Source organism: Nonomuraea coxensis DSM 45129, from assembly GCF_019397265.1.
Taxonomy (GTDB): domain Bacteria; phylum Actinomycetota; class Actinomycetes; order Streptosporangiales; family Streptosporangiaceae; genus Nonomuraea; species Nonomuraea coxensis.
The window spans coordinates 1,743,912-1,755,691 of record NZ_CP068985.1 but is presented as its reverse complement, the minus strand read 5'-3'; the positions used below and the strand labels follow the sequence as shown (position 1 = coordinate 1,755,691).

The 11,780-nt window shown below is 73.0% G+C and carries 12 protein-coding genes and 1 pseudogene; 4 read left to right on the top strand and 9 right to left on the bottom strand.

Going from position 1 to position 11,780, the window contains the following annotated elements:
* Nucleotides 1–10: 10 nt before the first annotated feature.
* From Nocox_RS08570 to Nocox_RS08555, 4 genes are read right to left on the bottom strand one after another with little or no spacing between them, the layout of a single operon-like run.
* Nucleotides 11–1,336: a formimidoylglutamate deiminase gene (locus Nocox_RS08570; protein WP_020546583.1), complete on the bottom strand. Its 1,326-nt coding sequence runs from the start codon at nucleotides 1,334–1,336 to the stop codon at nucleotides 11–13.
* Nucleotides 1,327–2,490, bottom strand: coding sequence for an allantoate amidohydrolase (locus tag Nocox_RS08565; RefSeq protein ID WP_020546584.1), 1,164 nt, complete (start codon nucleotides 2,488–2,490; stop codon nucleotides 1,327–1,329). The genes Nocox_RS08570 and Nocox_RS08565 overlap by 10 nt, the downstream gene beginning before the upstream one ends.
* A 26-nt stretch (nucleotides 2,491–2,516) precedes the next feature.
* Nucleotides 2,517–3,203 (bottom strand): SDR family oxidoreductase, encoded by a 687-nt coding sequence (locus Nocox_RS08560; protein ID WP_026215051.1) that lies wholly within the window; start codon nucleotides 3,201–3,203, stop codon nucleotides 2,517–2,519.
* A gap of 38 nt (nucleotides 3,204–3,241) precedes the next feature.
* The gene (locus tag Nocox_RS08555; RefSeq protein ID WP_020546586.1) at nucleotides 3,242–3,547 is read right to left on the bottom strand and encodes a GntR family transcriptional regulator; all 306 of its coding nucleotides are present in this window, start codon (nucleotides 3,545–3,547) and stop codon (nucleotides 3,242–3,244) included.
* 139 nt (nucleotides 3,548–3,686) lie between these two features.
* Between Nocox_RS08555 and Nocox_RS08550 the strand changes: the two genes are divergently transcribed.
* Together Nocox_RS08550 and Nocox_RS08545 are read left to right on the top strand one after the other, a co-directional pair.
* Entirely contained in the window at nucleotides 3,687–4,547 is an 861-nt protein-coding gene (locus tag Nocox_RS08550; protein ID WP_211212808.1) for a radical SAM/SPASM domain-containing protein, read from the top strand.
* 9 nt (nucleotides 4,548–4,556) lie between these two features.
* A complete protein-coding gene (locus Nocox_RS08545; RefSeq protein WP_020546588.1) occupies nucleotides 4,557–5,708 on the top strand; it encodes a methyltransferase domain-containing protein in 1,152 nt (383 codons plus the stop codon).
* Here the strand turns inward: Nocox_RS08545 and Nocox_RS08540 are convergent.
* From Nocox_RS08540 to Nocox_RS08530, 3 genes are all read right to left on the bottom strand, one after another.
* Nucleotides 5,698–6,570: a MurR/RpiR family transcriptional regulator gene (locus tag Nocox_RS08540; RefSeq protein ID WP_020546589.1), complete on the bottom strand. Its 873-nt coding sequence runs from the start codon at nucleotides 6,568–6,570 to the stop codon at nucleotides 5,698–5,700. The two genes, Nocox_RS08545 and Nocox_RS08540, sit on opposite strands and share 11 nt — an antisense overlap.
* Nucleotides 6,571–6,650: 80 nt before the next feature.
* Nucleotides 6,651–8,300 (bottom strand): urocanate hydratase, encoded by a 1,650-nt coding sequence (hutU, locus tag Nocox_RS08535; RefSeq protein ID WP_020546590.1) that lies wholly within the window; start codon nucleotides 8,298–8,300, stop codon nucleotides 6,651–6,653.
* Between the two features lie 64 nt (nucleotides 8,301–8,364).
* On the bottom strand, nucleotides 8,365–10,104 hold the full coding sequence (locus Nocox_RS08530) for an ABC transporter ATP-binding protein (RefSeq protein ID WP_033410902.1): 1,740 nt from the start codon (nucleotides 10,102–10,104) through the stop codon (nucleotides 8,365–8,367).
* Between the two features lie 233 nt (nucleotides 10,105–10,337).
* Here Nocox_RS08530 and Nocox_RS43925 point away from each other — a divergent pair.
* A pseudogene (locus tag Nocox_RS43925) lies at nucleotides 10,338–10,541 on the top strand (DUF4331 family protein); the annotation flags it as partial.
* An 82-nt stretch (nucleotides 10,542–10,623) separates the two neighbouring features.
* Complete coding sequence (locus Nocox_RS42880; RefSeq protein WP_020546593.1) at nucleotides 10,624–10,761, top strand: hypothetical protein; 138 nt, start codon at nucleotides 10,624–10,626, stop codon at nucleotides 10,759–10,761.
* Nucleotides 10,762–10,769: 8 nt separating this feature from the next.
* Here the strand turns inward: Nocox_RS42880 and Nocox_RS42875 are convergent, their stop codons facing one another.
* Nucleotides 10,770–11,516 carry a hypothetical protein gene (locus Nocox_RS42875; protein WP_020546594.1) on the bottom strand — a complete coding sequence of 249 codons (747 nt, stop codon included), beginning with the start codon at nucleotides 11,514–11,516 and terminating at the stop codon, nucleotides 10,770–10,772.
* Complete coding sequence (locus Nocox_RS08520; protein WP_157383416.1) at nucleotides 11,503–11,709, bottom strand: sigma-70 family RNA polymerase sigma factor; 207 nt, start codon at nucleotides 11,707–11,709, stop codon at nucleotides 11,503–11,505. The genes Nocox_RS42875 and Nocox_RS08520 overlap by 14 nt, the downstream gene beginning before the upstream one ends.
* Nucleotides 11,710–11,780: the final 71 nt, after the last annotated feature.

The window sequence follows — 11,780 nt, the reverse complement described above, 5'->3', positions numbered from 1 at the left end:
TCGGGTGTGGTCAGCGCAGGGCCTTGATCGCCTCGGACAGCAGCGCGCCGGCGTCGCCGAGGACGTGCCGCCCCGCCGTGACCACCCGCCGCCCGCCGGAGACGACGGAGTGCACGTCGGCGGCCGTGGCCGCGAACACCACGGCCTCCAGCCCGGCCGCGCCCGCCGTGCGCACGCTGTCGAGGCGTACGGACACGAGGTCGGCCCAGGCCCCCGGGACGAGCAGGCCCGCGTCGGGGAAGCCGAGCGAGATGTGGCCGGCGCAGGTCGCGGCGGACAGCAGCCCGGCGGCGCTCCAGTGGCCGCGCCGGCCGCTGGCGAGGCGCTCGTCCAGCTCGACCGCCCTCGCCTCCTCGAAGAGGTCGACGACGGCGTGGCTGTCGGAGCCGAGCGTGATCGCCGTGCCCCGGTCGGCGAGCTCGCGGGCCGGGCCGATGCCGTCGGCGAGGTCGCGTTCGGTCGTGGGGCACATGCACACCGCCGTGCCCGAGTCGGCGAGCAGTTCCACGTCCACGTCGTTGAGGTGGGTCGCGTGCACGGCGGTCGAGCGCGGCCCCAGCACGCCGTGCTCGTGCAGCAGGCCGACCGGGGTCGCGGCGTACATCTCGACGCAGGCCGCGACCTCGGCGCGCTGCTCGGAGACGTGCGCGTGCAGCGGCGCGGCGTGGCGGCGGGAGAACTCGGTGACGAGCGGCATCTGCTCGGGCGGCACCGCGCGGACCGAGTGCACCGCCGCCCCGATCTCGACGTCCGGCTGCCCCTCGTAGGCGGCGGCGAGCGCGTCCGCGCGGGCCGCCCAGCGGCCGGCGTCGCCGTCGCCGAAACGGACCTGCGGCCCCGACAAGGGGGCGCCGATGCCGCCGGTCAGGTAGCAGGTGTCGAGCAGCGCGACGCGCAGCCCGGCCGCGCGGGCGGCCTCGACGAGGGCGTGCCCCATGGCGTTGGGGTCGTCGTACGGCGTGCCGTCCGGCCCGTGGTGCACGTAGTGGAACTCGCCCACGCAGGTCACCCCTGCCAGCGCCATCTCGGCGTAGACGGCGGTGGCGAGGCGCAGGTAGGAGTCGGGGTCGAGGCGGGCGGCCACCTCGTACATGCGCTCGCGCCAGGTCCAGAAGTCGCCCTTGCCCTCCTGGGCGACGCCGCGCAGCGCCCGGTGGAAGGCATGGGAGTGGGCGTTGGCCAGGCCGGGGAGGGTGAGCCCGGCCAGCCGCTCGGCGCCGGGCGGCGGCGGCCCCTGGCCGACCCTGGTGATGCGGTCGCCCTCGACGACGACGAGCACGTCCTCGGCGACGCCGTCGGGCAGCCACGCCTGCTCGCACCAGTACGTCAGCGACACAGATCCTCCAGCACGTCGGCCAGCGCCACCACTCCCGCCTCGCAGTCTGCCCGCTCGGCATGCTCCTCCGGGCTGTGGGACACGCCCGTGGGGTTGCGGACGAACAACATCCCGGCCGGCACGCCCGCGGCGGCGAGGATGCCCGCGTCGTGGCCGGCCCCCGTCGGCAGGACGGGCGCGGGCGTGCCGCCGCCCGCCACCCTCGCCAGGCGGTCCCTGAGCGCCGGGTCGAAGCCGACGACCGGCGTCCAGGACTCCTCGCTCACCTCGTGGCCCTCGGCGAGCTCCGCCACCAGGGCGCGGACGTCGTCCTCTTCCGCGCCTCGGGCGTCCAGCCAGGCGGCCACGTGGCCGGGGACGGCGTTGGCGTTGCCGGGACGGACCCGTACCTTTCCGACCGTCGCCACCACGCCCCGCCGCTCGGCCGCCGCGCGGGTGGCCAGCACCATGCGGGCGAACGGCAGCATCGGGTCGTCGCGGTCGGCGAGCCTCGTGGTGCCCGCGTGGTCGGCCCGGCCGCGGAAGTCGAAGCGCCAGCGCCCGTGCGGCCAGATGGCGGCGGCCACGCCCACCGGGCGGCCGTGGGCGGCCAGGCCGCGGCCCTGCTCGACGTGCAGCTCCACGAACGCGCCGACGCCGGCCAGCGTCTCGTCGTCGCGGCCGGCCCACTCCGGCCTGCGTCCCGCCCTGGCCAGGACGTCGGCGAGGGTGTCGCCCTCGTCGTCGGTGAGCGCGAGCGCCCGTTCGGGCCCGATCGCTCCGGTGAGCAGCCGCGACCCCATGCACGGCACGCCGAACCTGGCCCCCTCCTCGTCGGTGAAGCAGACCACGCCGAGCGGCCTGCCGGGGGTGACGCCGCGCTCCCTCAGCAGGTCGAGGGCGGCGAAGGCGGAGACGACGCCGAGCGGGCCGTCGTACGCGCCGCCCTGGCGCACCGAGTCGAGATGGCTGCCGGTCACGACGCCGGGGCTCCGCGACGGGTCGCCCCACCAGGCCCACAGGTTGCCGTTGCGGTCCTCCCGCAGGTCGAGGCCGCGCCGGCCGGCCTCGCCCGCGAACCACTCCCGGAGCTCCATGTCCGCCGGCGACCAGGCGTCCCTGACGTAGCCGCCGGTCGCCGCGTCTCGTCCTATGTGTGTGAGCGGTTCGAGCATGGCCCCACTGTAGTGAATGGATCCATTCAGTTGACCGGGCCGGCGGCGGGCCGCAGCGTCAGCTCGGTGAGATGGGCGTCCGGCCCGGCGTTGACCGCGGCCAGCACGGCGCGTGCCACGCTCTCGGCGGTGAGGTATTTCTCGGGCTCGAACGGGCCGCCCTCGTACGCGCGGACCTCGTGCTGCATGTCGGTGGCGATGCGGCCGGGGTAGACGGTCGTGACCCGCACCTCGCTCTCCTCCTGCCGCAGCGCGTCGGCGAACGCCTTCAGCGCGAACTTGCTGGCCGCGTACGCCGCCCAGTGCGGGTTCGCGCGCTGGCCCGCGCCGGAGTTGACGCACACCACCTGCCCCTTGGCGCGCCGCAGCGCGGGCAGCAGCAGCCGGGTCAGCTCGGCGACGGCGACGACGTTGACCTCGAACATCTCCCGCCAGACGGCGGCCGGCTGCTCGGCGATCAGGCCCATGCGGGTGATCGCGGCGCTGTGCACGAGCAGGTCCAGCCGCTCGACGCCGGCGACGTCGGCCTCGGTGACCCCGGTCAGCTCCACCGGCCACGGCCGCGCGTCCGGCAGCTCCGCCGCCACGGCGGCCAGCGCGCTCTCGTCCCGTCCGCCCAGGATGACGTGGTGAGTGGGCCCGAGGGCCCTGGCGACGGCCGCGCCGACACCTCGGGAAGCGCCGGTCACCAGCGCCGTCGGTCGTTCAGTCATGGTGATCAGCATATTGACCCGCCGAGCGACCGCCGGGATCACCGGCCGGACGCCTCACCCCGCGACTCCGTCACGAATGTCCCCTTGCCGTGCACAGCACGAACGAGCCCTCGCTCCGTCAACTCCCGGATGGCACGCCGGACCGTCATTCGCGCGACCTGCCACATGTTGGAGAGCTCGAGCTCGGAGGGCAGACGGGAGCCGACCGCACGCTCGCCGCGCTCGATCTGGCCGGCGATGTGCCCGGCAATGATCATGTAGACCAGATCAGCCCCAGCGGGATCGGTCTTCGGAAGTATCGCGCCGAGATCGTCTGTCCGCTCTTCAACGTCGCCCCGTGCCATCGGTCAACCATAAAGGGCACTTGACGTCACAAAACACCTATCGTCTTTCAGCGACGTCTATAGACGTCTACTGTCGTAGTCGGGCCACCAGCTGTTCTCCGCCTCATCGATTCCCGACGACAGCCGAAGGGGACCCCTCGTGACCATCACAGTCGTGGAGCTTGAGCTGACCGGACGCTGCGCACTTCGGTGCGCGCACTGTTACGCCAGTTCAGGGCCTCGTGGGAGCCACGGCAGCATGACGGCCGCCGACTGGGCGAACGTCATCAGCGCCACGGCGGACATGCGCATTTCCCAGATCCAGTTCATCGGAGGAGAAGCAACCGGGCACCCAGCTTTTCCCGTACTCATTCGGCAGGCGGTCGCCGCGGGTCTGGCAGTCGAGATCTTCTCCAATCTGCTCAACATCCGCCGCGCATGGTGGGACGAGCTGTTCTCTCTCCCCGGCGTGTCCCTCGCCACGAGCTATTACAGCGACGATGCCAAGACGCACGACCGCGTTACGGGACTTGCGGGCAGTCATGCGCGGACCCGGGCCAACATCGCCGAGGCCGTACGCCGCCACATCCCGATCCGAGCGGCCGTCGTCGAGGTGATCGCCGATCAGCGCGTGGAAGGCGCCGCCGCCGACCTCATGGCGCTGGGTGTCACCAGGATCGGCACCGACCGGGTACGCGGCATCGGTCGCGGGGCATCGACGTCTCCGCAGGTTGCAGAGCTGTGCGGCAGGTGCGGACGCACCAAGGCCGCCGTCAGCCCTGACGGGGAGGTCTTGCCGTGCGTGATGGCCCGATGGATGTCGGCGGGCAACGTCAAGGCGACGCCGCTCGCCGACATCCTCGGAGGCGATCGCTGGCGGAGTCTGGTCTCCACCATCCCCTCGTCTCCGCACAGAAGGGTGTGCAATCCTGAGTGCATGCCCGGCCAGGGAGACTCATCCGACTGTGCTCCCGCCGAGACCGACACTTGCGGTCCTTCCTACTGCGAGCCCGATTTCTGAAGGACGCACATGGCGACGCAGACGACATGGCGGACGAGCGCCGCGCGGCTGGCGGCCGAGGTGGCACCGGCTGGGTCGCGGTGGCGCGGACCGGTCGCGTCCACGCCCCGGCATCTGTTCGTCCCGCGCTGGTGGGACACCCCGCCCGGCGTCGGCTACGGGCAGTGGGAGCTGCACGACGGTCCTTCGGACGACGAGAGCTGGTTCGCGGCGGCGTACCGCGACCAGACGCTGATCACACGGGTCGCGGGCGGGCACGCCGACCACGCGGCCTCCGGCGCGCTTACGTCGGGGCGGCCGACCTCGTCGGGCACGTTGCCGGGCCTGGTGGTCCGCATGCTGCGGCACGGCGAGATCCACGAGGGGGTGCGGGTGCTGGACGTGGGCACCGGGACGGGTTACAGCGCCGCGCTCCTGGCCCGCGCGCTGGGCGACGGCCTGGTGACCAGCATCGACGTGGACCCTTACCTGGTGGAGGCGGCGGCGGCGCGTCTGGACGCAGCCGGGCTCCGTCCCGAGGTGGTGGCCTGCGACGCGACCGGCCCCCTGCCTGGGCAGTACGACCGGATCGTGTCGATGGTGGCGGTGCGCCCGATCCCGCCGAGCTGGCTGGCGGCGCTGCGGCCGGGCGGCAGGCTCGTCACCGTGATCGCGGGCACCTCGCTGATCGTCACGGCGACGAAGACGGCCGACGGTGCGGCGGCCGGGCACGTCGCGCGGGACTGGGCGATGTTCATGCCCACCCGCTCCGGCGCGGACTACCCGCCGGCGCTCGGCGACCTCGCCAAGGACCAGGACGGCGAGCGGATCAGCCGGGGACGCTACCCGGTCGTGGACGCCGGTAGCTCCTGGGAGCTGCGCTCCATGCTGGAGGTCATGACCTCCGGCGGGATCGAACACCACTTCGAGGAGAGCGAGGACGGGCGGCGTACGGCGTGGCTGGCGCACGCCGACGGGTCATGGGCACGGGCCGGCGCGTACGGGAGCGAGCTGCCCGAGGTGCACCAGGCCGGCCCGCGCCGCCTGTGGGACCTGCTCGACGACATCCGCGAGCACTGGCTGCTGAACGGCGCGCTGCCGTTGTACGGGGCGCGGGCGTTCGTCTGGCCGGACGGCGCCGTGGGGCTCGCCAGGGGCGGCTGGCGGCGGGTCATCCGGTGAGGTGGCCGCCGTTGCCCGCGACCGGCGGGGGCGGGTCGCCGGGCAGGAACACGCCGGTCTCGTCGGTCATGCGCTCGTACTCCTCCAGGCGGGCCCTGGTGCGCAGCGGCGCCGCGTCGGCCATGGCCTCCACCAGGGCCATCGCCAGCAGCAGCGGGGCCGCGTGCGAGTCGAACACGAGCCGGTCGCCGACGGGCGCGTCCAGCACCACCTCCGCGGGGAAGCCGGGCTTGTCGGTGATCGCGGCCACCCGGTAGCCGAGCTTCTCGGCGTACTCCAGGGCCTGGACGGCCTCGCGCGGATAGCGCGGCAGGACCACGGCCACCAGCCACTCCGCTCCCGCCCGCCGGCAGGCGTGCAGGCCGTCCACCAGTTCGGAGCCGCCGTGCGTGAGCAGGCGCACGTCGGGGTGGATGCGGCGGGCGTAGGAGGCGAACGTGGTGGCCAGGCCGCACGAGACGCGCAGCCCCACCACCGGCAGCGGCTCGGTGGCGGCCAGGTGCTCGCCCAGCTCCTTCAGCGGGAACGTGGCCAGCCGCTCGCGCACGACGGCGAGGTTGCGGATCTCGACGTCGATCGCGCCCCGGAGCAGGCTCTCCTGCGGCTCGCCCGTGCCGGAGCCGCCCAGCACGAGCGGGCGCAGCGCCTGGCGCAGCTCCGGGTAGCCGGCGAAGCCGAGGACCATGGCGAACCTGGTGACCGACGGCTGGCTGACGCCGGCCCGCTCGGCCAGCTCGACGCTGGACAGGAAGATGGCCTCGTCGAGGTTCTCGCTGAGGTAGTGGGCGATCCTGCGCTGCACCGGTGACAGCCTGCGGCCGTCGAGGAGCACGTTGAGTCCGCCCTGGTATCCGTCCGCCACGCCTCCTCCAACGTCGGCCACCCCTCGTTCTCATCCCTCCCACCAGCCCCACCCGGCCCCCCTTGCCGGAGGGGCGGGGGTCAGGACTCGCGCATCGGGATGCGGACGCCGCGGGCGCCGGCGACCTCGGCGGCGCGGTCGTAGCCGGCGTCCACGTGCCGCATCACCCCCGTGCCCGGGTCGTTGGTGAGGACGCGGGTCAGCTTCTCCCGCCCCAGGGCCGTGCCGTCGGCCACCGTCACCTGGCCGGCGTGGATGGAGCGCCCGACGCCGACGCCGCCCCCGTGGTGGATGGAGACCCAGGCGGCCCCGGAGGCGGTGTTGAGCAGGGCGTTGAGCAGCGGCCAGTCGGCGATCGCGTCGGAGCCGTCGGCCATCGCCTCGGTCTCCCGGTAGGGAGAGGCCACCGACCCGCTGTCCAGGTGGTCGCGCCCGATGACGATCGGCGCGCTCAGCTCGCCCGAGGCCACCATGTCGTTGAAGCGCTCGCCCGCGAGGTTGCGCTCGCCGTAGCCGAGCCAGCAGATGCGCGCCGGCAGCCCCTGGAAGCGCACCTTCTCCCCCGCCGTGCGGATCCACCTGGCGAGCGGCTCGTTGTCGGGGAACAGCTCCAGGATCGCCCGGTCGGTGGCCGCGATGTCGGCGGGGTCGCCGCTCAGCGCCGCCCACCGGAACGGGCCCTTGCCCTCGCAGAACAGCGGCCTGATGTAGGCGGGCACGAACCCGGGGAAGTCGAAGGCCCGCTCGTAGCCGGCCAGCCGCGCCTCGCCCCTGATGGAGTTGCCGTAGTCGAAGACCTCGGCCCCCGCGTCCTTGAAGCCGACCATGGCGGCCACGTGCCGGGCCATCGACGCCCGCGCCCGCTCGGTGAAGCCGGCCGGGTCCTTGTCGCGTTCGGCGGCCATGTCCTCGAAGGCGACGCCCACCGGCAGGTACATCAGCGGGTCGTGCGCCGAGGTCTGGTCGGTGACGATGTCGATCTCGGCGCCGCGGGCCAGCACCTCGGGCACGACGACGGCGGCGTTGCCGACCAGCCCGATGGACAACGGCCGGCGGGCGGCCCGCGCCTCCTCGGCCAGGCGCAGCGCCTCGTCCAGGGTGGCGGCCTCGACGTCGAGGTAGCGGTGCTCGATGCGGCGGGCGACGGAGCGCGGGTCGCAGTCGACGCAGATGGCGACGCCGCCGTTCATGGTGACGGCGAGCGGCTGCGCGCCGCCCATGCCGCCGAGGCCGGCGGTGAGCGTGACGGTGCCGGCCAGGGAGCCGCCGAAGCGCTTGGCGGCGACCGCGGCGAACGTCTCGTACGTGCCCTGGAGGATGCCCTGCGTGCCGATGTAGATCCACGACCCGGCGGTCATCTGGCCGTACATGGTGAGCCCGGCCGCCTCCAACCGGCGGAACTCCTCCCAGTTCGCCCAGTCGGGCACCAGGTTGGAGTTGGCGATGAGCACCCGGGGCGCCCATTCGTGGGTGCGGAAGACGCCGACGGGCCGCCCCGACTGCACGAGCAGGGTCTCGTCGCCCTCCAGCGTGGTGAGCGTCCTGACGAGCGCGTCGTACGACGCCCAGTCACGGGCCGCCCGGCCGGAGCCGCCGTAGACGACGAGCTGCTCCGGATGCTCGGCGACCTCGGGGTCGAGGTTGTTCTGGAGCATCCGGAGCGCCGCCTCCTGCGGCCAGCCTTTGGCGGTGATCGTCGTGCCTCGCGGCGCGCGGACGCTGCGGCCCATCGTGACCCTCCTGAATGAAAACATTCATCTTTGTCACCCGCAGACTACAACGCACCGGCGCGCGTCACCTCACGAGGAACTGGGTGGCCGCGAGCTCCCGGTAGAGGTCGTCCTCCCCCACCAGCTCGGCGTGCGTGCCGACGGCGCGTACGCCGCCCGCCTCCATCACCACGATCCGGTCGGCGCCGGTGACCGTGGAGAGCCGGTGGGCGATGACCAGCACGGTCGTCTCCTTCGCGACCTCGGCGATGACCTCGCGCAGCCGCAGCTCGTTGACCGCGTCGAGCTGCGAGGTGGCCTCGTCGAGCAGCAGCAGCCGGGGCCGGCGCAGCAGCGCGCGGGCGATGGCGACGCGCTGGCGCTCGCCGCCGGACAGCAGCACCCCCCGGTGCCCGACCGGCGTTTCCAAGCCCTCGGGGAGGCGGGACACCAGGTCGTCGAGGCGGGTACGGGCGATGGCGCGGGCCAGCTCGTCCTCGGTGACGTCGCGGGCGGCGAAGAGCAGGTTCTCGCGCAGGGTGCCGGCGAGCACGGGGGCGTCCTGCTCGACGTAGCCGAGCGCGGCCCGCAGCTCGCCGAGCGGCCAGTCGCGGATGTCCCTGCCGCCCACGGTGATCGTGCCGGCCTGGTGGTCGTAGAAGCGCTCGATGAGGCCGAACACGGTGGACTTGCCCGCCCCCGACGGCCCGACCAGCGCGGTCAGCCCGCCGGGCGACACCTCGAAGGTGACCCCGTCGTGGACGAGCGGCCGGTCCTCGCCGTAGCGGAACACCACGTCCTGGAAGGTGACGCCGACCGGCTCGGGGCCGGCGTCGTCCGGGTGCGCGGCGGGCTCGGGGGCCTCGGCGGGTTCGGCCGGCAGCCCTTCGATCTCCTTGATCCGCTGCATCGCGGCCAGGCCCTGCTGGAGCTGCACGCCGCCCTGGACGAGCTGCCCGATCGGCGCGACCAGGTAGAACAGGTACAGCAGGAACGCGATCAGCGACGAGACCTCCAGCGCCCCCGAGGAGACCCTGGCCCCGCCGACCGCCAGCACGGCGAGGAAGGCGATCTGCAGCGACACCCAGGTCGAGACCCCGGCGAGCGAGGTCCAGACGGCGACCTGCAGCCCCCGGTCGCGGGCCCGGGCGGCGGCCTCGCCGACCACGGCGATCTCCCGCTCCTCCGCGCCGCTCGCCTTGACCGTCCGGTACGCCTGCAGCGCCCGGTCCAGCACGGACCCCATCTCGCCCACGGCCTCCTGGGCCTGGGCCTGGGCCCGCTGGATGCGCGGCATGATCGTCGCCACGATCCCGCCGACGACCACGATAACGCCGAGCGTGACGAGCAGCAGCACGGCGTCCATGGTCGCCATCATGACGATGGCCCCGACCAGCATGAACGCCGCGCCGACGGACTCGACGATGCCGTTGGTGAGCACCGCGCGCAGCAGCGTGGTGTCGCCGGTCACCCGCGAGAGCAGGTCGCCGGGCTTGAGCCGGTCGACGTCGGCGACCTTGAGCCGGAGCATCCGGTCCACGAGCCGGCGGCGGGCGCCGAGCACGATGCCCTCGCCGGTGCGCTCCATCAGGTAGCTGCCGCTCGCCGAGACGACCGCGCCGATCAGCACCGCGACGGTCAGTCCCAGCAGCGGCCCGGCCATCGACCCGCCCGCGCCGAAGGCGTCCACGACGTACTTGGCCAGCAGCGGCATCGCGAGCCCCGCGGCCGAGCCGATGAGCCCCAGGAGCCCGCCGAGGATCAGGATCCTCCGGTGCGGGCGGACGTAGGCCAATAACTCCTTGAGCACGGCATCCCCCTCCATGAAATTTCCCACTTTGCGCAACGAACGAAGCGGCGCGATCCGCACCACTCCAGGAGAGTCAACCTAAATTGACGACCTAAGTATGTCAACTTAGGTTGACTCTCCTCCTTGAGGAGGAGAAGGAACCCGCGACATCCACGAACGCCCGGCGAACGAATAGGCCGTCGAGGAACCCGGCCGGACCTCGCAGCACCGCACCAGCAACCGAACCAGCACCTGCGAAAGGACCGAACATGGAGCTCCGGATCAGCCGGCGCGCTCTGGTCGGGCTCGGCCTCGCCGCAGCGGTCGCCATGTCGTCGACGGCCGCGCTCCGCACCGACCCCGGCACCGCCTCCTCGCACCGGAAGGCACCGAAGATCCTGGGGATGCCCCAGGTCGACAACACCGACGTGTACGCGTTCGTCAGCCCGGACAAGCCGGGCACCGTGACGCTGCTGGCCAACTGGATCCCGTTCCAGGAGCCCCACGGCGGCCCGAACTTCTACCCCTGGGACCGGCCTCCTGCTGGTCAAGCTGGTGGACCGCCTGGAACGCCGGGCCGCCGCGGGCCGCCGCCTGGCCGCCCGCGTCTCCGGCCTGGCCCCGCTGGGCACCGCCGCGATGGTCGTGCTGCTCGGCGCGGGCCTCGTCCTCCGCTCGGCCGCCGCACTCTGAGAAGGGCGTCAGAGGGTCGAGGTCAGCCCCTCCGCGATCCTCCTCAGCTCGGCGCTGACGGCCTCGGCGCCGGAGAACTCCTTGGCGTACGACGGACTGAACATGATCTCGGCGCGCTGCCTGTCGCCCATCCTGAGGAAGAGCGTCGGGGTGCCCTTCATGCCGTCCTCGCCCACATGCTGGATGACCAGATAGCCGGTCCGGTCGCCGATGGTCACCTCCTCGCCGTCGCCCTCGTCGCGGTAGCGCTGGATCCGCTCGTCGAGCTCCTGTACGGCGGCGTCCTCGTGCACGAAGATCTGGACGCAGAAAAAACCGCCCTTGTCGCCGTCGAAGTTGTAGCTGGTCGTGTAATGGTCGCCGTAGTCCAGCGACCAGTTCGACCATCTCAGCCCATCAGGCAGATATCCCACCTTGACGTGCCCGAACGCCTTCCCGTCGCCCAGGTCGCCGAAGTCCGGCGGGTCGGAAGGGAGCGGCGGGGTGTCGTCGATGGCGGGCGGCTCCAGCGTCGTGGCGGTCGTGGTCTGCACCACCACCGGGGGCTCGCCGCTCGTGGCCGCCGAACCCAAGGTCACGTACCCGATGGGCGCCGCGGCGACGACGGCGGCCACCGCGGCCAGTGCCGCGCCCCTGACCCTCGTCCGCCTGCCGCCGGCGGCTCGCATGACCCGCTCCGCCAGGTCGGGCGCGGCGTGCAGTCTCGCGGTCTCGTCCGCCATGATCTGGCGGAGCTCCTCCTCAAGCGCGGGCATTCCTGATCACTCCTTCCGCTGTTTCGCGGCCGAGCGCCGAGCGGAGCTTGGCCATGGCCTTCGACGCCTGGCTCTTGACGGTGCCGACCGAGCACCCGAGCACCTCGGCGGTCTGCGTCTCGCTGAGGTCCTCCCAGTACCGCAGGACGACCACCGCGCGCTGCCGGGGCGGCAGGGCGCGCAGCGCGTCCATGAGCACGTGGCGCAGGTCTGGACGACGGCAAGCAGGTCCCCGGCAAGGACTCCGCCGAGACCCTGGTCGAG